19 protein-coding genes and 1 pseudogene are annotated in these 23,851 nt (G+C 67.8%); 16 read left to right on the forward strand and 4 right to left on the reverse strand.

Annotated features, from left to right (window positions below; genetic code table 11):
- From ELQ90_RS04710 to ELQ90_RS04720, 3 genes and pseudogenes are all read left to right on the forward strand, one after another.
- A pseudogene (locus ELQ90_RS04710) lies at window positions 1-1,424 on the forward strand (hypothetical protein); the annotation flags it as partial.
- 344 nt (window positions 1,425-1,768) lie between these two features.
- The gene (locus tag ELQ90_RS04715) at window positions 1,769-3,040 is read left to right on the forward strand and encodes a DUF445 domain-containing protein (RefSeq protein WP_128494142.1); all 1,272 of its coding nucleotides are present in this window, start codon (window positions 1,769-1,771) and stop codon (window positions 3,038-3,040) included.
- A gap of 43 nt (window positions 3,041-3,083) precedes the next feature.
- Window positions 3,084-4,121 carry a lactonase family protein gene (locus ELQ90_RS04720; RefSeq protein WP_128494143.1) on the forward strand — a complete coding sequence of 346 codons (1,038 nt, stop codon included), beginning with the start codon at window positions 3,084-3,086 and terminating at the stop codon, window positions 4,119-4,121.
- Window positions 4,122-4,209: 88 nt separating this feature from the next.
- Here the strand turns inward: ELQ90_RS04720 and ELQ90_RS04725 are convergent, their stop codons facing one another.
- The 3 genes from ELQ90_RS04725 to ELQ90_RS04735 form a co-directional block, all read right to left on the reverse strand.
- Window positions 4,210-4,422 carry a hypothetical protein gene (locus ELQ90_RS04725; RefSeq protein ID WP_128494144.1) on the reverse strand — a complete coding sequence of 71 codons (213 nt, stop codon included), beginning with the start codon at window positions 4,420-4,422 and terminating at the stop codon, window positions 4,210-4,212.
- A 4-nt stretch (window positions 4,423-4,426) separates the two neighbouring features.
- Window positions 4,427-5,221, reverse strand: a complete 795-nt coding sequence (locus tag ELQ90_RS04730) for a hypothetical protein (RefSeq protein WP_128494145.1) — start codon at window positions 5,219-5,221, stop codon at window positions 4,427-4,429.
- 138 nt (window positions 5,222-5,359) lie between these two features.
- Window positions 5,360-6,328 carry a response regulator transcription factor gene (locus ELQ90_RS04735; RefSeq protein WP_243696013.1) on the reverse strand — a complete coding sequence of 323 codons (969 nt, stop codon included), beginning with the start codon at window positions 6,326-6,328 and terminating at the stop codon, window positions 5,360-5,362.
- 7 nt (window positions 6,329-6,335) lie between these two features.
- Here ELQ90_RS04735 and ELQ90_RS04740 point away from each other — a divergent pair, with 7 nt between their 5' ends.
- The 10 genes from ELQ90_RS04740 (at window position 6,336) to ELQ90_RS04785 (ending at window position 17,968) form a co-directional block, all read left to right on the forward strand.
- Window positions 6,336-7,529, forward strand: a complete 1,194-nt coding sequence (locus ELQ90_RS04740) for a sensor histidine kinase (protein ID WP_128494146.1) — start codon at window positions 6,336-6,338, stop codon at window positions 7,527-7,529.
- Window positions 7,530-7,609: 80 nt separating this feature from the next.
- Entirely contained in the window at window positions 7,610-9,076 is a 1,467-nt protein-coding gene (locus ELQ90_RS04745) for an SDR family NAD(P)-dependent oxidoreductase (protein ID WP_128494147.1), read from the forward strand.
- Window positions 9,070-9,282, forward strand: a complete 213-nt coding sequence (locus ELQ90_RS04750; protein WP_128494148.1) for a putative acetyltransferase — start codon at window positions 9,070-9,072, stop codon at window positions 9,280-9,282. The genes ELQ90_RS04745 and ELQ90_RS04750 overlap by 7 nt, the downstream gene beginning before the upstream one ends.
- A gap of 180 nt (window positions 9,283-9,462) precedes the next feature.
- Complete coding sequence (locus ELQ90_RS04755) at window positions 9,463-10,656, forward strand: ROK family transcriptional regulator (RefSeq protein ID WP_243695070.1); 1,194 nt, start codon at window positions 9,463-9,465, stop codon at window positions 10,654-10,656.
- Between the two features lie 191 nt (window positions 10,657-10,847).
- Complete coding sequence (locus ELQ90_RS04760; RefSeq protein WP_243696014.1) at window positions 10,848-12,182, forward strand: extracellular solute-binding protein; 1,335 nt, start codon at window positions 10,848-10,850, stop codon at window positions 12,180-12,182.
- 107 nt (window positions 12,183-12,289) lie between these two features.
- Window positions 12,290-13,180, forward strand: coding sequence for a carbohydrate ABC transporter permease (locus ELQ90_RS04765; protein WP_243696015.1), 891 nt, complete (start codon window positions 12,290-12,292; stop codon window positions 13,178-13,180).
- Window positions 13,177-14,076 carry a carbohydrate ABC transporter permease gene (locus ELQ90_RS04770; protein ID WP_128494150.1) on the forward strand — a complete coding sequence of 300 codons (900 nt, stop codon included), beginning with the start codon at window positions 13,177-13,179 and terminating at the stop codon, window positions 14,074-14,076. Before ELQ90_RS04765 ends, ELQ90_RS04770 begins: the two co-directional genes overlap by 4 nt.
- 2 nt (window positions 14,077-14,078) lie before the next feature.
- Window positions 14,079-15,350: a family 4 glycosyl hydrolase gene (locus ELQ90_RS04775; protein ID WP_128494151.1), complete on the forward strand. Its 1,272-nt coding sequence runs from the start codon at window positions 14,079-14,081 to the stop codon at window positions 15,348-15,350.
- Between the two features lie 77 nt (window positions 15,351-15,427).
- A complete protein-coding gene (locus ELQ90_RS04780; RefSeq protein WP_128494152.1) occupies window positions 15,428-16,426 on the forward strand; it encodes an N-acetylglucosamine kinase in 999 nt (332 codons plus the stop codon).
- Between the two features lie 123 nt (window positions 16,427-16,549).
- Window positions 16,550-17,968 (forward strand): APC family permease, encoded by a 1,419-nt coding sequence (locus ELQ90_RS04785; RefSeq protein ID WP_128494153.1) that lies wholly within the window; start codon window positions 16,550-16,552, stop codon window positions 17,966-17,968.
- Between the two features lie 133 nt (window positions 17,969-18,101).
- Here ELQ90_RS04785 and ELQ90_RS04790 read toward each other — a convergent pair whose 3' ends face one another.
- Window positions 18,102-18,866 (reverse strand): SDR family NAD(P)-dependent oxidoreductase, encoded by a 765-nt coding sequence (locus tag ELQ90_RS04790; RefSeq protein WP_128494154.1) that lies wholly within the window; start codon window positions 18,864-18,866, stop codon window positions 18,102-18,104.
- A gap of 101 nt (window positions 18,867-18,967) precedes the next feature.
- Here ELQ90_RS04790 and ELQ90_RS04795 point away from each other — a divergent pair, with 101 nt between their 5' ends.
- The 3 genes from ELQ90_RS04795 to ELQ90_RS04805 all read left to right on the forward strand — a co-directional run bounded on the left by ELQ90_RS04795 (window position 18,968) and on the right by ELQ90_RS04805 (window position 23,811).
- Window positions 18,968-19,687, forward strand: coding sequence for an SDR family oxidoreductase (locus ELQ90_RS04795; RefSeq protein WP_243696016.1), 720 nt, complete (start codon window positions 18,968-18,970; stop codon window positions 19,685-19,687).
- Between the two features lie 104 nt (window positions 19,688-19,791).
- On the forward strand, window positions 19,792-20,817 hold the full coding sequence (locus tag ELQ90_RS04800; protein ID WP_128494155.1) for a LacI family DNA-binding transcriptional regulator: 1,026 nt from the start codon (window positions 19,792-19,794) through the stop codon (window positions 20,815-20,817).
- Window positions 20,818-21,066: 249 nt separating this feature from the next.
- Entirely contained in the window at window positions 21,067-23,811 is a 2,745-nt protein-coding gene (locus tag ELQ90_RS04805; protein WP_128494156.1) for an arabinofuranosidase catalytic domain-containing protein, read from the forward strand.
- The last annotated feature ends 40 nt before the right edge of the window (window positions 23,812-23,851 follow it).

Consider the following 23,851-nt stretch of genomic DNA (forward strand, 5'->3'; position numbering starts at 1 on the left):
TGGTCTACGGGGCCGTGCCGTCGCGCGGTGTCGAGGTGCTCGACGCGGAGACGGGCGCATCGCTCGGAGTCGTGAACGGCACCCTCGGTGCCTACTACGTCGCGGCCGATCCGGCGAAGGGCTACGTCACCACCGCGTTCTTCGAAGACGTGCCGGATGCGATCAACATCGCTGCTTTCGACGTGAGCGATGGGTACATGCAGGTCTGGGAGCAGGTCACGCGGCCGAACGCCCGTCAGCTCGACGTCGACTCGACCAACGGCTTGGTCTACGTGGGGTACACGGGCACCGCCGCGGGTACCGGTGGATTCTCGGTGCACGACATCGCGACCGGTGAGGTGGTGGCCGACATGGCCGATCCGTCCTTCGGAAAGGACGGCTACGGTATTTCGGTCGACGAGGAGCGTCAGCGCGTCTTCGTGTCCAACCGCGACTTCCGTCTCAATCCGCCCGGCTCGGAGCTCGCTCCGGTCGCCGTGACGGTGAGTCAACGCACGGGAGCGACGGACCCGACCGATCCGACCGATCCGACCGATCCGACCGATCCGACCGATCCGACCGATCCTCCGGCCGGAAGCGAGTACACCGCCTCGGCGCTCACGGCCATTCCGTCGGCCGAGCAGGATGGTGAACTCGACGTGAAGCCGGTGGGTTCCGTGGTCGACCCCGAGACGGGCCACCTGTTCGTGGGCAACGAGCAGCGACCGGCTCGCATCCTCGAGATCGACCCGGTGACCGACACCACCGTCGCCACCCACGTCATGCCGAACGGCACGGACGAGGGCGTGCGCGACGTTGCCATCGACACGGAGAAGAACGAGCTCTACGTCGGCTACGGCAATTCGTGGGTGGTCATGGACCTCGCCGACGACTCGGTAGTGCGTGGACCGTTCGCCTTCACGGCGAACGTCCGTGGACTCGATGTCGACCTCGCCACCGGGCGGGTGTTCGGCGCCACCCGAGGCAGTGGTTTCGAAGTGCTGGACGCCACCACGGGGGAGTCGTTGCAGGTCGTGACGACCCCGGGGGAGAACTGGTCGACCCACGGCATCGCGTTCGATCCCGAGGCGAACCGTCTTTACACGACGAACAACGGTACGGGAACAGAGGGCGTGCGCGTCTACGACGGCACGAGCTTCGACCTGCTGCAGTCGCTCGCCGTCGTCGACCCTGACTACAGGTCCGTCGCGGTCGATCCGGTGACGGCGCGGCTCTACATCGGGCATTCGAGCGACGCGTTCGAGGCGAGCGGTGTGCGGGTCTTCAGCGGGGCCGATCTCACCGAGATCGCGAACTACCCGGGCACGGCGTATGGGAACAAGGTCTACGGGGTCTCCGTGGATTCGGAGCGCGGCAGGGTCTACGTATCGGCCCGGGACCGTTTCCCCACCGGCCTGATCGTCCTCCAGCGAACCTCCGAGTAGGTCGCCGGCAGGCATCTCGCAGATCCGCCACCTCCTTTCAGCTCTCGTGGTTCGGAGCGGGAGGTGGCGGATCTGCGTCGACGGGGAGCGCGTCGTCCGGCCAACGGGATGCTGATCGAGATGCCGAGACCTCGGCATCACGCCGCGCCAGGCCAGACAGACCGTGACGGTCACGGCACTCGTCGGCCTGATCGTCGCGCCCACGTGGGCTCATGTTGCGCCTACCGGGCATCGGTGCCGGTTCCTCGGGAACGTCGACATCGGCGCCGATCCGCGGGAGGAGCATCTGATCTGGGCGGACAGACACCGACGCTCACGCTGGAACCGCGTGTAAGGATGACTGGATGGCACACACTCGGACACAGTTGCTGAGCCCCGCCGACCAGGAGCGCCGCCGGGGGCTGCGGGTCATGAAGGGGGTCGCACTGGGCGCGCTGGTGTTCATGGCGGTGCTGTTCGTGATCGCATTTGTGCTCCAGCAGGAGCACCCGCCGCTCGCCTACGTGCGTGCGTTCGCCGAAGGGGGCATGGTCGGCGCGCTGGCCGACTGGTTCGCGGTGACTGCGCTGTTCCGGCATCCGCTCGGCATCCCGATCCCGCACACGGCGATCATCCCGAACCGCAAGGACGAGATCGGAATCAACCTCGGCGAATTCGTCGAGACCGAGTTCCTGCGCGGGGACGTCGTGCGCACCAAACTCGAGAGCGCCGGGGTCGCCGCGCGGCTCGGGGAGTGGTTGAGCGTGCCGGAGCACACCGAACGGGTCGGCACTGAGGGGGCGCTCATGGCGGCGAGCGTCCTGCGCGCCTTGAGCGACGACGATGTGCACGACGTCATCGAGGACCTCGCCCGCAAGCACCTCATCGAACCACAGTCGGGTCCGCCGCTCGGCGCCCTGCTGGGCCGGACCGTGCAGTCCGGTGCGCACCACGGTGCCGTGGACCTCGCTCTCGACAGCATCGGGACGTGGTTGGCGTCCAACCACGACTCCTTCGCCGGACTCGTCTCGCGGCGCCTCCCGTCGTGGGTGCCCTCGATGGCGACGCGCCTCGTCGACGACGCCGTCTACAACGAAGCCGTGAAGTTCGTCGCCGCCGCTCAGGCCGACCCGCAGCACCCCGCCCGCGTCGCGATCGACGGGTACCTCGCGCGCCTGGCCGACGACCTGCAGCACGACCCGAAGACCATGGCGCGACTCGACGACGCCAAGGCGACGCTCTTCGACAGCCCGCGCGTACGCGAGTTGGCCGCCGAGGCGTGGAACACGGCGCGCGCCGGCCTGCTCGACTCGCTCGCCGACCCGCAGAGCGGGCTCCGCCGACGCGTGGTGCAGGTGCTCGGCGACATCGGCGCGCGGCTGACGACGGATTCCGCGCTCCAGAGCCGTGTCGACGGCCGAGTCGTGGACGCCGCGGTCTTCCTCGTCGACCGGTACCGGCACGACATCGCGTCCATCATCACCGACACCGTTTCACGCTGGGACGCGGAGGAGACTACCGAGAAGATCGAGCTCATGGTCGGGCGTGATCTGCAGTACATCCGCCTCAACGGCACCGTCGTCGGGGCGCTCGCCGGACTGGTGATCTTCACGATCGCGCACGCCGTTCTCGGCTGACCGAGGTCGCCGCAGTGGGCCACGGGATGTCTACGATCGAGGCATGACCGATTCCCTCGTCCTCGTCGCCAACTCCGGCGACGGCAGCATCAGCACCTTCCGTCTCGTCGGTGACTCCCTCGAGCGCCTCACGGTGACCGGCGATCTCGCCGGAACCTCCACGTTCGTCGTCGACACCGAGCGCGACCTCGTCTACGCGGGAGTGAAGGCGGGCGGCGGGCACGAGTCGGCCGGCATCGTGACGCTGAGCCTCGACCGCTCGAGCGGCGCGCTCTCCGTCCTCTCCCGCCGAGCCCTGCCCGGCGGCGGTATGAACTACCTCGCCCTGGCCCGCGAAGGGAGGGTCCTGCTCGGAGCCTCGTACGGAGGCGGCTACGGCATCAGCGCCGTCGTCGACGACGGGGTGGTGGGAGAGCCCGTCGCCCGCATCGATTACCCCAACCTGCATTCCGTGCTTCCGAGCGCCGACGGCCGCTTCGCCTACTTCGTGTCCCTCGGTGCCGACCTCGTCGCCCAGTACGCGCTGGGTTCGGACGCCGCGCTCACTCCACTCGACCCGCCCACCGTCGACGCGCCGAGCGGCAGCGGTCCGCGTCATCTCGTGCTCAACGCGGCCGGCGACGCGGTGTACGTGAACACCGAGTTCACCGGGCAAGTACTCCACTACGTGCCTGACGCCGAGACGGGCACGCTCGAACTCCGCGGCGCGGCCGACGCGTTCGACCCCAGTCAGGGACTGGCCGTGAGCCGCTTTGGCGCCGATCCGCGCGAGGAGCACCTCATCTGGGGTGCCGACCTGCACCTCGCCGACGGCGGGAACCGCATCTGGGCGTCCGAACGCACCGCGGCCACGCTCAGTTCCGTCGCCGTCGCGGCGGACGGCTCGCTCACCTCCTCGGCATCGTTCGTCGCCACCGAACCCCAGCCCCGTGGCTTCGCCATCAGCCCCGACGGCATGCACGTCGTCGTCGCGGGTGAACTCTCGACGACCGTGTCGCTGTACGCGGCCGAGGGTGACCGACTGCAGCTGCTGCAGCGGGCCGAGACGGGCCGCGGCGCGAACTGGGTGCGATTCGTCTGACCTCGGTGGCGGGACCGAGCCCCCGTCACACAGGGGCCGGCCTCGACGAGGAACGGGAGTCCTCGTCGAGGCCGGTGTCAGATCTCGGCTACGGCTGTGTGGACGGTGTCTGCTTCCAGTCGGGTCGGACCTTCCAGGCGATGAAGGCACTTGCCGCGAAGAGTGCACCCAGCACCGAAGGGATCCAGGGCTGGATCGTGGAGTCGGGGTTGATGGCGGACGGCATCAGCAGAATCAGCGCGGCTCCTGAGGCGACCGTGACGATGAAGAAGACGAGGAATCGACCGGTTGAACGCTTCATTCCTCTAACCTCCGTTGAAGCAGCCCATGACTGCGGGGATGGAAGCGCCGCCGACCACTGCGATTCCAGCGATGCATGCAGCACAAATAGTAGCAGTGGGGGGTGTGACGGGAACAGAGCATGAGCCGCCGCAGAGCACCAGGATGATGCCGGCGACGACAGCGCTCACGCCGAGTACCGCCATGAGGCAGGTCGTCGGATCCATCGCCTTCGCGCTCGCCGACTGTGCCGAGAGGGTGCTGGGGTCGATCTGGGCGGAGTGGATGAGCGCCCCGTCGCGGTAGGTGTGGAGATCGATCAGGCCGTCCGCGCGCTCGACGACCGTCGACTCCGAGTACTGCGAGAGCTGCCCGGCTTCGTCCACGATGTACGAGACGTTGCTCGGCTGGATGAAGTCGCCACCCTCGAGGGGGAAGGTCACCGAGGTCGCTTTCACGCCGTCGATGTCCAACGCGTACGCCTTGACACCCTCATATTTCACGAACTCCGGAGACGTCTGAGGCGCGATGCCGGCCGCCTCAGCGAGGCTCGTGGCTTGTGATGCCGCCGCGGCCGACGCTTCGCCGTCGAGCAGGGTCATCTCCGCCGAGCCGTCGGTGCCGACGGTCTCGACGTTCGCGGGCTGTGCCGCGCACTCTGCGGTCGCCTGAGCTTGTGTGCTCGATGGGGCTTTCCCGACGAGCGCCGGGGTCGTGGCCGAGGCCGTTCCCGTACTCAGCGTCGTCGTCAGGACCGCTGCCAACACGGTCGCCAACAGGCCGCCCGTGAGTCTCGCTCTCACATGGACTTTCGACGTCATTGTTCTCACCTTCCCGATCTGCGAATGGCCGGCGCCGACTGCGCGGGGCCAACGCAAGCCGACCACCGTCGATGGGGCGGAGCAAGGTTCGGCGGAGCTTCATGGCCCTGGGGCCAGGAATACGACGAGGAGGCGCGATCAGAGACTGATGATCCCGAACTCGGTGGCCCGGAGGACGATCTGCAGGCGGTTCTCGACGTTCCACAGATGATTGATGTGACGGATGTCGGCCTTCACGGTGCCCTCGGCATAGTGGAGTGCCTCGGCGACCTCTGCGTTCGACAGTCCCTGTGCGATCAGTTCGATGATCCGTCGCTCGCGATCGCTCAGCGCAGGCGTTTCAGGAACCGGGCTGTCATGCGCTTCGATGGCTGAACGCACGAATCTCTCCTGGACTTCGGGTGAGACGACGCGATCACCGGCATGGGCCGCGACGATGGCGTCGACGATCTGCTCCGGCGTGGAGTTCTTCACGAGGTATCCACATGCCCCGGCGCGCAGGATCTCGAGCGCACGCCACTCCGTGGTGAACGTGGTGAGCGCTAGGACGCGGCAGCGAGGGTTCCACTGCAGGACGCGCCTGGTGGCTTCGATGCCGCTGATCTCGTGCATCTTGATGTCCATGACGACGACGTCGGGCTTCACAGTTCTGCAGGCGTCCACCACCTCGGAACCGTCCGTCGCCTCACCGACGAGTGTGACGCGATCGTCGTCTGAGATGAATACGCGGAGCGCGTGCCGCACGAGGGCTTCGTCGTCGACGACGAGAACGCGGACAACTCCAGCCACCTCTCCACGGTACCGCGGGAACACCGGCGGATTTCTAGCCCTGGGGTCAGAATTCCGTGACCCCAGGAGCATGACTCGTAGGGTGGAGACACTATGGCCGATGTCGTCCCGAGGACATCGACATCGACATCGGCCCGAGCGAAGGAGACGATGATGGGACTGATCAACACGTACGGTGTCGGAGCATTCGTCCACGTGATTGCCCGGTCGAACGCCGACCTCGGCGACTGGCTCTGTCAGATGCTGGGCATCTGTGCCTGAAGCCTTTCCGGCTTCCAGCACTGACCGGGAGCCGGTCCTCGCCGTGCGGTCCTCCATCGGGGGGATGCTGCGCTCTCGCGCCTTCTGGGAACAGCGTTCCCTTCATCCGGTTGCGCGGCTTCTGCTGGTGCTGGCTGTCGGCGTGCTCCTGTGCATCGCCATCGCGTTCATCCTCGCAAGCGGGACCTTCACCCGATACGACCTCCTCGCGGTCGCGCTCTACTTGAGCCTGGCTGCCTTCGCCTGGCATCCGACGATCGCGGCGGTCGTCGTCATGGTCATCAGCGGCGTCGGCGTCGTTTTCACCGGCAGCGGCGGCGATCTCCTCGAGCTCGCCATCGCCCTCAGCCTGGTTGCCGCGACGTGCGTGCCATGGGTGATCGTCGCCCACGTGGCGTTGCTCGGGGCTCTCACCACGTATATCGCTCTCAGCGGGCCGACACTAGCCGAGGGTGGTGTGTACGGCATCGCCGGAATTGCGTTGATCGCCTTCCTGGCAGGTATTGCATTCCGTCTGGTAGCCGCCAGGGAGACGGTTCTCGTCGCTGAGCGAGCGCGCATAGCGAAGGACCTCGAAGCCATCGCGCGGCATGATCAGGAGCGCATCGCCGATGAGCTCCACGATGGCATCGCGCATGATCTGACGCTCATCCTGTTTCACGCGCGGGCGTTACCACGGCAGCCGGACCGCGCTGGTCGGCAGGTGTCGCTCACCACGATCGAGGAGTCCGCAGAGCAGGCATTGCAGAGTATTCAGTCTCTGCTCTCGCTGATCCGCGATACGAAGACCGAGGGTCCTCGGTTGCGCTCCACCCGCTACGAGGGGAGTGTCACGGAGGCTGTCACATCGCTGGGTGCTCTTCTGCACGATGCGGGAATCCCTACGAGCGTTGCGACACCGAGCGTGCCGCTCGGTGTCGCAACGACCGCTGAACGAGTCCTCACCGAGACCGCCGTCGAAGCGGTTACCAACATCATCAAGCACGCCCCGAAGTCGAAGTCGGCGAGCATCGGCATCCATGTCCGTCCCGACGCCGTCGAACTCGTCGTGAAGAACGTCGCCCCGACCAGCCTGACCGCGGAGGATCACACGACGGGGGGACGCGGCTTGCGACGTGCACGGCAGCGACTCGCGAGCAGCGAAGGACGGTTGGAATCGGAGAGGACGCCGGAGGGATGGTCTCTCCGGGCGGTCGTTCCGGCTGACCCCGATAGTGCATCTGAGCACGGAGGCGTCAGCGCCTTCCCGCCTCCCTGACCAGGGAGAACCATCCTGGAACGCAGCGGAGAGAACCGCTCGGGCGCGGGACAGAACCCTCATCCAGCGTAGAATCTCGTGTGCCCTCAGATCTTCCGAAGCCCAGCGGTATCGCCCCAGCGGACCTCGAGATCACGCTCCGTGTCCTCGAGCAGCTGCCGGACGTCGACGAGACGCACCCCGACTTCATCGCCGTGCGGCAGGCGACCGCGAAGATGTTCAAGGCCGTGAAGCGCGCGCACCGGCTCGAGAAGCGCGCGGTCGTCGCCGAGGCCGACCGCCTCGTGATCGCCGCGACGGCGACGGGGGCCGCCGACCGCATCGATGACGAGACCCGCGGCATCCCCATCGGGACCTCGACGACGGAGTCGACCGCCGGCACGCTCTTGAAGTCGCGCCCCTGTTACATGTGCAAGCAGCACTACACGGTCGTCGATGCGTTCTACCACCAGCTCTGCCCGTCGTGCGCGGCGCTGAGTCACGCCAAGCGCGACGCCCGCACCGATCTCACGGGCAAGCGCGCTCTGCTGACAGGTGGCCGCGCGAAGATCGGCATGTACATCGCGCTGCGGTTGCTGCGCGACGGCGCCCACACCACCATCACGACGCGCTTCCCACGCGACGCAGTGCGGCGGTTCACGAGCCTGCCCGACTCCGCGGACTGGATCTCGCGGCTCAAGGTCGTCGGCATCGACTTGCGCGACCCCGCCCAGGTCATCGGACTTGCGGAGGACGTCGCCGCGGCCGGCCCCCTCGACATCCTCATCAACAACGCCACGCAGACGGTGCGCCGCTCGCCCGGCGCCTACCAGCCGCTCGTCGACGCCGAGCTCGCGCCGCTGCCGGACGGACCGCTGCCCGAACTCGTGACCTTCGGCCACACCAACGACGAGCACCCGCAAGCGCTCGCGCGCTCGGTCACGGCCCACCCCATCCTCGCGGCCGCCGCGGCGCGCGCCGACGAGCTCACGGAGCAGGCGATGGCGGCCGGCTCGAGCTCGCTCGAACGGCTCGCGGCGGGCACCGCGATCGACGCCGGCGGCCTCCTGCCCGACCTCCACGACGTCAACTCGTGGACCCAGCACGTGAACGAGGTGGACCCGCTCGAGATGCTCGAGGTGCAGCTGGCCAACACGACGGCCCCGTTCATCCTCATCTCGAAGCTCCGCCCCGCCATGGCGGCGAGCGCGGCGAAGCGCACCTACGTCGTGAACGTGAGTGCGATGGAGGGCGTCTTCGGCCGCGCCTACAAGGGGCCGGGTCACCCGCACACGAACATGGCGAAGGCCGCGGTGAACATGCTGACGCGCACGAGCGCGCAGGAGATGTTCGAAACCGACGGCATCCTCATGACGAGCGTCGACACGGGCTGGATCACCGACGAACGCCCTCACCCCACGAAGATCCGTCTCGCGGAGGAGGGCTTCCACGCGCCCCTCGACCTCGTCGACGGAGCCGCGCGCGTCTACGACCCGATCGTGCGCGGCGAAGCGGGGGAGGACGTCTTCGGCGTCTTCCTCAAGGACTACCGGCCCGGCTCGTGGTGATCATCCCGGCACCCGGCACACGCGTCGTCGTGCGCTACCTACTGCCGAGCGGCCAGGCGACCGACGCCCTCGGAATCCTGGTCAGTGCGGATGCGACGACTCTCGTCGTCGACGGGAAGCGCGGCCTCGAACACATCGACGTCGACACCGTGATCGCCGCGAAGCCCGTGCCGCCGCCGCCAGCACCGCGGCTTCGCAGGCCCTGACCCCGACGCCGTCGAGACGCGCCGACACCGCCCGCAGGACTCGGCGGCGTGGGCGCCAGCGGCAACCCCGTTTCGGAGGTGCAACGCACCTTCTGTTTCTGATTTGTAAACAAACCTTTCAGAAAGGAAGGTTGCCTGTTAGCGTTCCCGCACAACCACTGACGATCGCGAGGAGCAACCGTGGCAGACACCGACTGGGCCAATCCCGGCACTCCGGCGCTGTTGCGGATGCTCAACGACCGTAAGGCGCTCGCGCTCCTCATCGAACACGGACCGCTCACCAAGAACGAACTCGCACGTCGTTCGGGATTGTCGAAGCCCACGGCGGCCGAGATGGTGCGCCGTCTCGAGGAGGCCGAACTCATCTCCGTCGACGGAGAGCAGACCGGCCGCCGCGGTCCAGCCGCGGTCACCTACGGGGTGCGCGCGGACCGAGAGGTCGGCGTGGCGATCGATGTGACTCCGTCCGTCGTGCGATCCGTCGTCGTCGACGTAACCGGACGCGAGTACCCGGTACACGCCGAACCTCTGATCGCCAACGGCACCTCCGCAGGGGTCGTGCTCCAGAACGCCATCGATGCCGCGAGCGCTGCAGCCGGGGTCCTTTCCTCCGCGATCACCGCCGTCAGCGTCGGCATCCAGGCGGCCGTGGATCCGCGCACCGATGAGCTTCTCTACAACGATTTCATGCCCGGCTGGCCGCGTCAGCGCGTGCGCTCCAGCCTCTCCGAGGAACTCGGAGTGGACGTCGTCATCGAGAACGATGCCAATCTCGCCGCCGTCGCAGAGCGCTCGCTGGGCGGGGGAGCAGACGTATCGAGCTTCGCTCTGCTCTGGATCGGCGAAGGCTTGGGTGTGGCGGTCGACATCGGTGGCCGCATCCACCGGGGGGCGACCGGTGGCGCCGGCGAAATCGGATACCTCGCGGCCAGCCCGCACATGCACGCGGCGGATAGCGGAGAACTCGTTCAGGACCTCGTCGCCGCCGCGGTGCTCGTCGACCTCGCTCGAGACCACGGGCTCTCCGTCGATGGATATCCGGAGCTCCTTGCGCTGCTGGGTTCCGATCTCGCCGCGAGCCCGCGACTGGCCGATCTGCTCGACGACCTGGCTCCGCGCGTCGGAACCGCAATGCTTCCACTTGTGGCGGTGCTCGATCCGGAGCTCGTGGTCCTCGCCGGTCCCACCGGGAGCTTCGCCGGTGTGCCGCTCGCCCAGCGTGTCGAGAGGTGGATGGCCGACAACACGCGCTGGTCGCCACGGGTCGCCACGGCGCTCGTCGACGATGCCCCGGTGCTTCGGGGAGCCCGGCTCGTGCTGCTCGACACGGTGCGCGCGGCCATCCTCGACTCGGTCGCAGCGCTCGGTACCTGAGGTCCTCGCTGTTCGACCCCTCAACGTCTTTTCCGGACCGTACCTCGCCATCACCGCTCCACGTCACCACCCGCACAACCGCTCCACCCGACCACCGGTCCCGTCACCACCAGGCACCCCGGACCACCGCTGCACCCTGCAGCACCGATTCGCCCATCGCCAGCACCACCGAGATCAGCAAGGAGCACCGTATGACGCAGAACCGAACGCTCCGACTGACGGTCATGTCGACCGTTGTCACCGGAGCACTCATCCTCGCCGGCTGTTCGAGCGATTCCGAGCAGACCATCGCCGAGTCCGCGCCCGAGAAGCTCGAGGGCACCGTCTCACTCTGGCACTTCTTCAGCGGACGCGAGGCGGAGGTCGTGCAGTCCGTCATCGACGACTTCGAGGCCGCCAACCCTGATGTGACCGTCGAGGTCAACTCTGGTCAGGACGACGACAAACTGCAGAAGGTCATCTCCTCGGGAGGTAATATCGACGTCGGCCTCTCCTACTCCACGGCGATCGTCGGCAAGTTCTGCTCGACGGGTGCTTTCGTCGACCTCAACCCGTACATCGAGCGCGACGACGTGGATATGGACGACGTGCTCGAGCGCACCCTCGACTACACGTCGTACGACGGCGTGCAGTGTACGCTCCCGGCGCTCACCGACACCGGGGCGCTCATGTACAACAAGACGATCTTCGATGCCGCCGGCATCACGGAACCGCCGAAGACACTCACCGAGTTGCACGACATCGGGATGGAGCTGACGACGTTCAACGCCGACGGCTCGATCAAGCAACTCGGCTTCAACCCCCTGGTCGGCTTCTACGAGAACTCGCCGTCCCACTTCGCGGCGATGACGGGGGCTTCGTTCCTCGACGAGGACGGCAATCCCGACTTCGCCACGGATCCCGCGTGGAGCGAGGTCATCGAGTGGCAGAAGGCGTTCGTCGACGAGATCGGTTACGACAAACTCCAGCGCTTCACGGCGGGGCTCGGTCAGGAGTTCTCCGCGGATAACGCCTTCAACGTCGGCAAGGTCGTGATGAACATGGACGGTGAGTACCGAACGGCCTTCCTCGCAGATCAGGTTCCCGACCTCGACTACGGTGTCGCACCGCTGCCGGTCGTGGACGACACGCCCGATCTGTACGGGGCCGGCTGGCTGGGCGGCAACGTCGCGGGGATCGCGAAGGGCTCCGATAATAAGGAACTGGCGTGGGCGCTGCTCAAGTTCATGACCACGGATACGGATGCCGTCGTGAAGATGGCCAATGGGCTGAAGAACATTCCCACTCTTCATTCCGCGCTGGAATCGCCCAACCTCGAGGTCAGTGACGAGTACCGCGTGTTCCTCGAGGCGGCGCAGCACGAGCACAGTGTGACGATGCCGGCGACGGCCGATGGAGCCGCCTACGCCGAGAGCTTCGCCGACTTCTGGACCACGTATCAGACGGGCGAGTCGGCAGACCTCGAAGAGGGTCTGACAGAGCTCGACGCCCAGATCGCCGACGCCTTCGAACTCGCGGGTCAATGACCTCCGTCATCGATCGCCTCGGGAGCCCGGCCGCGACCGGGCTCCCCGGGCCCCCCGCCTCGCCACGTATCCCGCGTAAGCGTCGCCGACGGATCGCCGCAGCAGCGATGGTTGCCCCGACCGTCGCCGGTCTGTTGGTCTTCTACGCGTATCCGTTGGTCGCCTCGATCTACTACTCGTTCACGAGTTACGACCTCTTCTCGCCCCCGCGCTGGGTGGGGCTGACGAACTACGAGTTTCTCTTCACGAGCGACCCGCGGATCGGCAATGCAGCGTTGAACACGCTCTGGTTCGTCGTCGTGCTCGTGCCGATCAAGATCGTGGTGGCCCTCGCGATCGCCGGGCTCCTCGCCCGCCGCACCCGCGGGTCGGGGTTTTGGCGCACGGTGTTCTACCTGCCTTCGCTCGTGCCCCCGGTCGCCGGGGTGGTCGCGTTCGTCTTTCTGTTCAACCCTGGCAGTGGCCCGGTGAACGTGGTGCTCGGCTTCTTCGGGATCGAGGGTCCGCTGTGGTTCAGTGATCCAGCGCTCTCAAAGCCATCGCTCGTGCTGTTGGGCATCTGGATGATGGGGGATCTCATGGTCATCATGCTCGCCGGACTGCTCGACGTGCCGAGGGAGCTGTACGAGGCGGCGTCGCTCGATGGCGCGAACGGTTGGCAGCAGGTGCGCTTCGTGACCCTGCCGACGATCCAGCCGATCCTCGGGTTCTCGGTCGTCACGGGGGTGATCGCGGCGCTGCAGTACTTCACCGAGGCAGCGGTCGCGTCGTCCGTCGCGAGTGGGCAAGCCTCGGTCGGATCCGGTACCGCTTCGACCCTGGGCTACCCGGGCGACTCCCTCCTCACCTACACGCAGTGGCTTTACGCCCGCGGCTTCAGTAACTACCAGCTCGGCTACGCGTCGGCGATGGCGGTCGTCCTCTTCGTCACCGCGTCCATCCTTCTCGTGGTCGCGATGCGACGTATCAGCGCGTTCCAACCCGAGGAGGTCTCATGAGCGCCGTGACGGCGGCGCCCGCTCAGGTCGGGTCGGACCAACGCGCGGTCCGCCGACGTCCCCGGAGGCTCGCGGGGCGCGCTCTGCTGACCTGGATCGCGGAACATGCCCTGCTCCTCGCACTCGCCGTCGTGTTCGTCTCACCGGTCGTGTTCGTGGTGTTCACCTCTGTGATGCACTCGAATCAGGCGCTCACGGGAGATCTGGTACCGAGGTCGCTCGAGCTCGGCAACTACGTGAGGATCTTCAGCGAGGCGCCCCTGGCCACCTGGTACGGCAACACCGTGCTCTACGCGGTGCTGAGCACCGCGTTCATGCTCGTCGCGTCGGTACCGGCCGGGTATGCACTCGCCAAGTTGCGCTTCAGGGGGTCCAACGTCATCTTCCTCGCGATCGTCGTGGCGATGCTGCTCCCGCCGCAAGTGACGGCGGTGCCCGTCTACGTGATGTGGAGCGAGTTGGGGCTCACCGGCTCACTCTGGCCACTCATACTGCCCAACCTGCTGGGCGATGCGTTCTCGGTGTTCCTCATCCGCCAGTTCTTCCTCACCATCCCGACCGACTTCGCGAACGCGGCGCGGATGGACGGCGCAAGCGAGTGGGGAGTGCTCTGGCGCGTAATGATCCCGATGGCCCGGCCGGGAATCGCCGCTGCAGCCATCTTCCTGTTCTTCCGGTCGTGGAACGACTACTACGGTCCATTGCTGTACGCCTCCGAGAACCAGGCAGCCTGGCCGGTGGCCTATGGCCTCGCAACGTACCGCGGTATACACGGCACCGATTGGGCCGGCACCATGGCGCTCACCGTCGTCGTGCTGGTGCCCGTCGTGGTCGTGTTCTTCCTCGCCCAGAAGGTCTTCGTCGAGGGAATCGCCCTCTCTGGAGTGAAAGGCTGACCGTGAAACTGACGATCGTAGGGGGCGGCTCGACCTATACCCCTGAACTTCTCGACGGCTTCGCCCGCATGCGCGACGTACTTCCGATCGACGAGGTCTGGCTCGTCGATCCGGATGAGGATCGGCGCGGGCTGGTGGCCGCGCTCGGCCGCCGGATGCTCACGAGAGCAGGGCATCCGGGGACCATCCACACGACGGGTGAACTCGCCGTCGGCGCAGCGGACGCCGACGCCGTGCTGTTCCAATTGCGGGTCGGGGGCCAGCGCGCGCGTTACGGCGACGAAACCTTCCCCCACGAGGCGTGTTGCATCGGCCAGGAGACGACTGGGCCCGGCGGGTTCGCCAAGGCGCTCCGGACGGTGCCTGTCGTCCTGGACGCGGCGGAGACCGTGCGCCGTGCGGCGAAGCCGGACGCCTGGATCGTCGACTTCACGAACCCTGTGGGGATCGTGACGCGCGCACTGCTCGAGCGCGGGCACCGTGCGGTGGGGCTGTGCAACGTCGCGATAGGGTTCCAGCGCCGGTATGCGAAGCGTTTCGGAGTCGAACCGCACCAGGTGAGGCTCGATCACGTCGGTCTCAACCACCTCACGTGGGAGCGTGGCATCCACGTGATGACGGACGCCGGGGAGCGGGACATGCTTCCTCAGCTGCTGACCGACGAGCTCGCCGAGACGGCGGAGTCCGTGCACATGGCCCCGGGACTGGTCTCGATGCTCGGGGCGATCCCGTCGTACTACCTGCGCTACTACTACGCCCACGACGAGGTCCTGAGCGAGCAGCTGTTCGAGCCGCCGCGCGCGCAAGTCGTCGCCGAGACGGAGCGCGTGCTGTTGAAGAAATACGCCGATCCGACCCTGGATGTGAAGCCTGTCGAGCTCGAGCGCCGGGGCGGAGCGTACTACTCCGAGGCTGCCGTCGATGTCCTCGCGTCGCTCACTTCAGATCGTGGGGACGTGCAAGTGCTGAACGTCCGCAACGATGGCACGTTGCCGTTCCTGCCGGACGACCACGTCATCGAGGTGCCGACACGGGTGCGCACGGCGGGTCTCGCCCCCCTGCCGGTGCCCGAACTGCCGGCCGACATCCGTGGCCTCATCGCCCACGTCGCCGAGTACGAACGACTGGCTTTGGACGCCGCACTCAATGGCGGGCGGGAGCGGGTCACCCGTGCTCTGCTCGCCCACCCGCTCGTCGGTCAGTGGAGGCGAGCGGAGAGGTTGACCGACCTCCTCCTCGAGGAGAACGCGAGCTACCTGACGTGGGCCTCGTGAAAGCGTCCGCCGGCTCCATAGGCGCAGAGAAGAGCCGTGGGGGAGTGGCAGAACCGTCGAGGTCTCGCCGCGATCCCATGACGGCGGGCTCCGGGGATGTCGACGCGGTCCTCGCGTTCGACGGGGGCGGCAGCAAGACCGACGTGATGATCGTCGGGCTCGACGGCTCACCATTGGCGCACGTGCGCGGAGCGCGCTCGAGCCCTCAGACCCTGGGATGGGACGTCGCGCGTCCGGTCCTTCAGCGGCTCCGTGATGACGTCATCGCGGCCGCCCCGCAGGCGAGGATCGTCGCGACGCACGTCTACCTCGCCGGACTCGACCTGCCCGTCGAGCTCGACGAGGCCCGCACCGCGCTCGCGCACTGGTCGCCGGACGTCGTCGACAACGACCTCTTCGCGCTTCTGCGAGCAGGCACGAGTGACAGAGACGCCGTCGCGGTCGTGTGCGGAACCGGTATCAATGCGATCGGCGTCCGGGCAGACGGCGCGGTCGCGCGGTACCCGGCGCTCGGCGCGATCTCCGGTGACTGGGGCGGAGGCTCCTTCCTCGGGCGCGAGGCGCTCTGGCATGCGGCCCGCGCCGAGGACGCCAGGGGGCCGGAGACCGAACTGCGTTCGGCCGTACCTGCGGCCTTGGGGCTGAGTTCGGTGTTCGAGGTGATCGAGGCGATCCATGTCGGTCGGCTCGGTCATGACACGTTCGCTCAGCTGTGTCCGGTGCTCTTCGATGTCGCGGCGCGGGGTGACGCGATAGCGATCTCGGTCGTCGACCGACAAGCTGAGGAGGTGGCCGTCATGGCGACGACAGCGATGCGCAGGCTCGATCTGCTCACGTCCGCCGTGCCGGTGGTTCTCGGCGGAGGGGTATTGGCGTCTCGAGACGAGCGCCTCGTCGGCGGCGCATCCGCTCGCATCGCTCGGGAGGCTCCGCTGGCGCGGGTGAGTGTCGTGACGACGCCGCCAATACTGGGTGCGGCATTGCGGGCGCTCGAGAGCGCGGGAGCGACGGCCACCGCCCTGGAGAGATTCTCTGAAGCCGTGAGCGGGCGCCGTTGGGAACGGGCAGGGGTCTGACGACGAGCACGGCCCCGGTCGTCCTGCCGACGGTAGGCACTGTACGGACCTGCCAGCCCTTCTCCCGCAAGCATGGCCGGGAGTAAGGTCCCTGAGAACAGCCGAGCGCGCGAGGGAGACATCATGAGCGACCCGTCCTGGACCCAAGTCGTCAAGACCGCCGAGCCGGAACAGCCGGAGCTCAAGCGTGCGCTCGGCCCCGGGCTTCTCCTGCTTTTCATCGTCGGCGACATCCTCGGTACGGGCATCTACGCGCTCACCGGTCAGGTCGCGGCCGAGGTCGGGGGAGCGGCGTGGCTGCCGTTCCTGCTCGCGTTCGCCGTTGCGACGGTCACGGCCTTCTCCTACCTCGAGCTCGTCACGAAGTATCCGCAGGCTGCGGGAGCGGCTCTCTACACCCACAAGGCGTTCGGTGTGCATTTCCTGACGTTCATCGTGTGCTTCATCGTCATGACCTCGGGCATCACGTCGGCCTCCACGGCGTCACGCGCCTTCGCGGTGAACCTCACCGTCGGTTTCGGTCTGCCGGACGGAGTGGGGCTGACGCTCGTCATCGCCCTCGCATTCATCGTGCTCATCATGCTCGTCAACCTCCGCGGCGTGACGGAGAGCGTCTGGCTCAACGTGGTCCTGACCCTCATCGAACTCTCGGGTCTCCTGCTCGTGATCTTCATCGGCATGTGGGCGATCTTCGGCGGCAACGCCGACTGGTCGCGCGTCGTCGCGTTCGAGACCGCCGAGGACAAGAACGTCATCCTCGCCGTGAGTACGGCGACCTCCCTCGCGTTCTTCGCGATGGTCGGCTTCGAGGACTCCGTCAACATGGCGGAGGAGACGAAGAACCCGAGCAAGATCTTCCCGAGGATGATGCTCACGGGCCTCGGTATCGCCGCGGTCGTCTACGTACTCGTGTCGATCACGGTCGTCGCCCTCGTCCCGATCGGAGAACTGGTCGGCAGCGAGACGCCGCTCGTGACGGCCGTCGAGAAGGCGGCCCCCGGCTTCCCCATCAACTCGCTCCTGCCGTTCGTCTCCATGTTCGCGGTCGCCAACACGGCACTCATCAACATGATGATGGCGAGCCGGCTCCTCTACGGCATGAGCAAGCAGCGCGTGCTGCCGCCGTTCCTGTCGAAGGTGTCGCACTCGCGGCGGACGCCGTGGGCCGCCATCCTCTTCACGACGGTGCTCGCGCTCGGCCTCATCTCGTACGTCTCCCTCGACGCCGAGGGTTCGGTCGTCGCGGTCCTCGGCGGCACGACATCACTCCTCCTCCTGACGGTCTTCGCGATCGTGAACGTCGTGGTCCTCGTGCTGCGGAAGCAGCCCGTCGACCACGAGCACTTCACGACCCCGACGGTGATGCCGATCATCGGCACGATCACGTGTCTCTACCTCGTTCTCCCGTTCACCTCGGGCCGCCCGGGGGAGCAGTACGGCATCGCGCTCGTGCTCCTCGCGATCGGCGTCGTGCTGTGGGGAGTCGAGCGGCTCTTCCGCCGCGCGGGCGCGAAGAAGGAGGAGGCCGACTCCGCTCGCTGATGATTCGCGCTCGCACCCGGGCGCGGTCCTCGTCACGATCACGATCCGTGTCGCCCGGGCAGCCGGGGGGAGCGCGCCGCTCGCCGCACAGAGTCGCGCGCGACCGCGACGACCGACCGTGCCCCGCAGCACTTCAGCGCCCGTGCGCGCGAGACGGCATCTGGGTCGCGAGCTTCCCTCCCGAGACGTCGAGCAGCGTGCCCGTGATGTAGGCCGCCTGATCGCTCGCGAGGAACAGCAGCAGGTTCGCGACGTCGTCGGGAGTCTCCCAGCGCCGGAGCGAGAGGGTGTCGAGCAAGCGGTCCTGCTCCGCCCGAGGCATCTCCGCGAAGCCGTTCATGGCCGTCGGCACCATGCCGGGGGCGTAGGCGTTGACCGTGATGTCCCACGGGCCGAGTTCCGACGCGAGGACGCGCGTGAACTGCACGACGGCGGCTTTCGACGCGGCGTAGGCGGCGCTCCCGACGCTCGGGACGATCGCCGCGAACGACGCGGCGTTGAGGATTCGCCCGCGACCGGCCTTCTGCATCACGGGGGCGACGGCCTGGCTCATGAGGAAGACGCCGCCGAGGTTGACGTCCATGCACGCGCGCCAGTCGTCCCATGTCAGGTCGGCGACAGCGCCCGTCACGTTGATGCCGGCGTTGTTGACGAGGACGTCGATCGTCCCGTGGCTCTCGACGATCTCGCCGATCGTGCGTCGGACCGACTGAGGGTCGGCGACGTCGCACGCCACGGGGGCGATGCGGTCGTGGGTCGGCGCTCCCGCATCGGGTATGGCGAGGTCGAGGGCGACGACGGTAGCCCCGTCGTCCGCGAACCTCTCGGCGATGGTCCGGCCGATGCCGCGGCCGGCTCCCGTGACGACGACCACGCGGTCGGTGAGATCGAGGTGCATCCGTGCTCCTTCGCTCGGTGGGACGTATGCGTCCGTTCCTCCAGCAGACTATTGGTGATCGGGCGCTTCGACCCCGATCAGGAAGAGCGAGGAGTTCGACGGTGAACGATGGGGTGCTGTGGATCACGGGTGGCGGCAGCGGGATGGGCGCCGCGACGGCTCGCGCGGCCGCCTCGAGCGGGTGGACGGTCGTCGTGAGCGGTCGTCGTCGACACGGACTCGATTCCGTGGTTGCCGAGATCCGGGAGGCGGGCGGTTCGGCGTCGGCGATGGTTGTCGACGTGCGAGACCCGGAGGCGGTGCGTCGGGCCGCCGCCGAGATCGAGGAGACGCACGGGCGACTCGACGGGCTCGTGCTCGCCGCGGGACTCAACGCGCCGGCCCGACGGTGGGACGACCAGTCGATGGCGGGCTTCCGCGACATCGTCGACACCAATCTCACAGCCGTCGTCACCGTGGTCGACGCCGCCCTCCCAGCCTTGCGTTCCTCCGCCGGCGTCGTCGTCGTGATCTCGTCGTTCGCGGGCTGGTCGTTCCAGCCGGCGGCCGGCGTCGCCTACTCCGCGAGCAAGACGGCGCTCGCGTCGGTCGTCCGCACCCTCAACGACCAGGAAGCCGCGCACGGCGTCCGCGCCTGTCATCTGTGTCCCGGCGATGTCGCGACGGACTTCCTCGATCAGCGTCCCACGGTGCCGGACGCCGAGGCGCGAGCGGCGATGCTCACGCCGGCTGACATCGGCCACGCGGTCCGGTTCGTGCTCGACGCCCCGTCCCACGTCCGGGTCGACGAACTCGTGATCTCGCCGGTGTACCGGCGCTGACCTTGCGCCGTTCTCGGGGGATGCACGTCTCTCCGAGCCGCGTCGAGGGTCCCGCGACGGCGCGACGGCACTAACGTTGGACCACCACCGTGCAAGGAGGATCCGTGGCCGTCACGCAGCAGGATGTCGCGCGGCGGGCCGGCGTATCGCAGCGGACGGTGTCCAACGTGGTGAACGGGCTCGCGACCGTGGGTGACGACGCGCGCGAGCGGGTGATCGAGGCGATCCGGCAACTCGGCTACCGCCCGAGCCTCGCGGCGCGCGGACTCCGCAGCGGCCGCTCCGGAGTTCTCCAGCTCGTCGTGCCGGAGCTCGACGTCCCCTATTTCGCGGAGCTCGCGCGGCGCGTCGTCTCCGTCGCGGAGGATCGCGGGTACGCCGTCCTCGTGCGGCAGACCCTCGGGGATCGCGATCGGGAACGGGACGCCCTCGAGGGAGCGGCGGCCGACTACGCCGAGGGCACGATCCTGAGCGCCGTGAATCCGGTCGCCGACCTGCTGACGGGGAGGGAGTCGAGTTCGCCCGTCGTGCTCATCGGCGAGAGCACGGGTCTCGGTCTCATCGATCACATCGGGATCGACGACACGGCGGCCGCCTTCGCCGCGACGGACCACCTGATCCGCTCGGGCCGCCGGCGGGTGGCCTTCATCGGCACGCATCCCGACGCCTCGTTGCGAATGGCGACGCTGCGGCTCGCCGGCTACCGCGATGCTCTAGTCGAGGCCGGACTCTCGCTCGATCCTCGGCTCATCGTGCAGATCGGGTCGTACCACCGCGAGGACGGAGCGACGGCGATGTCGTCGCTCCTCGACCTCGCGGACCCGCCGGACGCGGTCTTCGCGGCCACCGACCTCCTCGCTCTCGGTGCCCTGCACCGGGCACACGAGCGCGGCGTGCGCGTTCCGCAGGACGTCGCCGTCGTCGGGTTCGACGGGCTCGAGGAGGGGCGCTACTCCGTGCCGACGCTCACGACGATCGAGCCGGACACGGGCGAGGTGGCCCGGCTGAGCGTGGAGACGCTTCTCGACCGTATCCGTGCGCGCGAGTCGTCGGGCCCTGCAGCCCCCGTGGCCGACCTCGCCGTCCCCTTCGACCTCGTCATTCGAGGATCGTCGCCCGACCCCGACTGACGCCCCTCCTGCCTCCGGTACCTGGACACTTCCTCCGTGCACGCATATTCGTGAACAGAGGAAGTTGTTCCGGGGGAGAGAGGGTGCCGATCTGGGGGCTGTACTACGTAGCATCGGACGTGCTACCGTTCGCGTGAGCCGGCCCCCCTCGCGATCCCCAGCCCCATCGGAGAATGCCCCCGGCTGTGATGACGCCGGCCTCAGCAACCGACGTGAAACCCGGACTCAACTGAAGGAAAGGGAATCATCATGGAGAAGAACAGGCGGCGCAACGGTGCCCGCCTCGGCCTGCACATCGTCCTCGCGGCGCTGCTGGCCGGTCTCACGCTCGTCGCCGGCACCGCGCCGGCCAACGCGGCCACTCCCGCGACGTGCGACATCGCCGCTACGGGGAGCACCCCCTGCGTCGCCGCGTACAGTTCCGTACGCGCCCTCTACGCCTCCTACAACGGTCCGCTCTACCAGGTTCAGCGGCAATCGGACGGGTCCACGGCCGACGTGAACACGCTCGTCGCCGGTGGTTACGCGAACGCGGCCTCGCAAGACACCTTCTGCGCGGCGACGGTCTGCCTCGTCACGAGGATCTACGACCAGTCGCCGCAGGACAACGACCTCACCATCGCCCCCGTCGGTCTGGCCGGGTCCGGCAACTTCGGTGTCCGCGCCGACGCCCTCCCGGTCGTGGCGGAGGGGCACAACGTCTACGGTTTCCTCTTCGACGCCGGTACCGGGTATCGCAAGCTCGTCGGGAACGGGGTGCCCACCGGCGCCGAGCCCGAATCGATGTACGCGGTCCTGAGCGGGACGTACATCACGCAGGTCGACCGCTGCTGCTTCGGTTTCGGCAACGCCGAGACCATCCCGGACAACACCGGCAGCGCGCACATGGACGCCCTCAACATCTCGACCGTCTGCACCGCTCCACCGTGCAGCGGAGTGGGTCCCTGGTGGCAAGCGGACCTCGAGAACGGCACCTTCATGAGCGGCGGCGCGAGCAACCCGTCGAACGTCGGGATGGGCTGGAACAAGCCCTTCGTGACGGGAGTGCTCCGGAACAACGGCACGACGAACTTCGCGCTCGACGGCGGTGACGCGACGGCGCCATCGTTGACGTCGCTCTACAACGGCCCGCTGCCGGCCGGGTACTCGCCGATGCTCAAGGAGGGCGGCATCATCCTCGGCATCGGCGGAGACAACAGCAACGCCGCGTCCGGTGCGTTCTTCGAGGGCGCCATGACCACGGGGACGATGTCGAACGCGACCGTCGCGAGCATCCAGACCAACATCGACGCCGTCGGTTACTCCGGCACGACGGGAGGCGGAACGGGCGTGCCCGTCGCCTATCCGGCGGGCGGACAATGCCTCGACGTGGCGGGAAGCGACACCGGCGGCAACGGCGCGGCCGTTCAGATCGGGGCGTGCACCCATGACGCGGTCGATCAGCGTTGGACGACGACGAACGGGCTCGTGACGGGGCAACTGAAGTCCCTGAACCGGTGCATGGCCGTCGCGGGAGGCGCTACGGCATCGGGGGCGCTCGTGCAGCTCGCGGATTGCTCGACGAGCACAGCCCAGGTCTGGACGCAGCAGGCGAACGGCACTCTGCTCAATCCGCAGTCGAACAAGTGCCTCACGAGTCCCGGAGGGAGCACGACGAGTGGAACCCAGCTCGTCATCGACACCTGCTCCGGCGCGGCGTCCCAGCGGTTCTGGGTCGCCTATCCGCATCGCCCCATCGACGCACCGGCCGGCAAATGCCTCGACGTCGCCGGCGCCAACAACGGCACCACCGGGACCGATGTCGTGATCGGCGCGTGCCAGCGGGAGGCCGTCGATCAGTACTGGCGGATGAACGCCGACCAGTCGATCACGTCGCTCGGCCTCTGCCTCGACATCGACGGAAACGCGACCGCCGCCGGGACCGACGTGGCGCTCTGGACCTGCAACGGACTCGGCGGGCAGAAGTGGGTGCAGCAGGACAACGGCTCGCTCCTCAACCCGCAGTCGGGCCTGTGTCTCACGGCTCCGTCGACGACGAACGGAACGGTCCTCGAGATCCAGGCGTGCACGGGAGGGACGAACCAACGGTTCACCGCGAACGGCGGCCAGGCATACAACTCGGGGGGCCACCCGGTGAACGCCCCGGGCGGGAAGTGCGTCGACGTCGTCGGGGACGACCAGTACGGCAATTGGTTCGGTGTGAACGTCCAGCTGTGGGACTGCCTGCCGAGCGCGGCCGACCAGCACTGGATCTACAAGGCGGACGATCAGACGCTGCGGACCCTGACCCGGTGCCTCGACGTCAAGGGAAACGTCACCACGGCGGGCACGGACGTCCACCTCTTCAACTGCAACGGTGTCGGTGGCCAGAAGTGGCTGCAACAGCCGGACGGCACGCTGCGGAACCCGCAGTCCGGGTTGTGCCTGACGGCGACGGGCGGCTCGACCGCGAACGGGACGATCCTCGAGATCCAACCGTGTACGGGCGCGGCGTCGCAGAGGTTCACCGTGACGAGCGCCGTCACGCTGAGCCCGGGCAACCGGGTGTCGCTCCAGGCGACCACAGCGTGCTGCACCACGGGCTACGCGCGGCACGCGTTCGGCAACGGTCTGCTGTCCGGGATCTCGGCGTCGAGCTCGAGCGGCGACAAGGGCGACGCGTCGTGGATCGTGCGGAGTGGCCTCTCGAACCCCGCGTGCGTCTCGTTCGAGTCGGCGAACTTCCCGAACGGGTACCTCCGCCAGTCGTCGTCGCAGATCCGGCAGCAGGCGAACGACGGGACGTCCGGCTTCGCGACGGACGCGACGTTCTGCCCGGAACCGGGGAAGAGCGGGCAGGGGATATCCCTCCGCTGGGTGGGCAGTCCGACGCTCTATCTGCGGCACTACAGCGGAACGCTCTACCTCGCGAGCAACGGCGGGTCGAACCCGTGGGACTCGGCCTCCTCGTGGGCGGCCGATGTGAGCTGGTCCCCGGTTCCGTCGTGGGGCTGAGGCGCTGACGGCGACGGCCCCGGTGGAGCGGATCCACCGG

This window comes from Labedella phragmitis, from assembly GCF_004078635.1.
Classification (GTDB): Bacteria; Actinomycetota; Actinomycetes; order Actinomycetales; family Microbacteriaceae; genus Labedella; species Labedella phragmitis.

Bases quoted from the DNA above. Each gene is read 5' to 3' on its own strand.
- ELQ90_RS04715 (WP_128494142.1), top strand. From the start codon at position 1,769: ATGGCACACACTCGGACACAGTTGCTGAGCCCCGCCGACCAGGAGCGC.
- ELQ90_RS04720 (WP_128494143.1), top strand. From the start codon at position 3,084: ATGACCGATTCCCTCGTCCTCGTCGCCAACTCCGGCGACGGCAGCATC.
- ELQ90_RS04725 (WP_128494144.1), bottom strand. From the start codon at position 4,422: ATGAAGCGTTCAACCGGTCGATTCCTCGTCTTCTTCATCGTCACGGTC.
- ELQ90_RS04730 (WP_128494145.1), bottom strand. From the start codon at position 5,221: ATGACGTCGAAAGTCCATGTGAGAGCGAGACTCACGGGCGGCCTGTTG.
- ELQ90_RS04735 (WP_243696013.1), bottom strand. From the start codon at position 6,328: ATGGAGGACCGCACGGCGAGGACCGGCTCCCGGTCAGTGCTGGAAGCC.
- ELQ90_RS04740 (WP_128494146.1), top strand. From the start codon at position 6,336: ATGCTGCGCTCTCGCGCCTTCTGGGAACAGCGTTCCCTTCATCCGGTT.
- ELQ90_RS04760 (WP_243696014.1), top strand. From the start codon at position 10,848: ATGACGCAGAACCGAACGCTCCGACTGACGGTCATGTCGACCGTTGTC.
- ELQ90_RS04765 (WP_243696015.1), top strand. From the start codon at position 12,290: ATGGTTGCCCCGACCGTCGCCGGTCTGTTGGTCTTCTACGCGTATCCG.
- ELQ90_RS04770 (WP_128494150.1), top strand. From the start codon at position 13,177: ATGAGCGCCGTGACGGCGGCGCCCGCTCAGGTCGGGTCGGACCAACGC.
- ELQ90_RS04780 (WP_128494152.1), top strand. From the start codon at position 15,428: ATGACGGCGGGCTCCGGGGATGTCGACGCGGTCCTCGCGTTCGACGGG.
- ELQ90_RS04785 (WP_128494153.1), top strand. From the start codon at position 16,550: ATGAGCGACCCGTCCTGGACCCAAGTCGTCAAGACCGCCGAGCCGGAA.
- ELQ90_RS04790 (WP_128494154.1), bottom strand. From the start codon at position 18,866: ATGCACCTCGATCTCACCGACCGCGTGGTCGTCGTCACGGGAGCCGGC.
- ELQ90_RS04805 (WP_128494156.1), top strand. From the start codon at position 21,067: ATGGAGAAGAACAGGCGGCGCAACGGTGCCCGCCTCGGCCTGCACATC.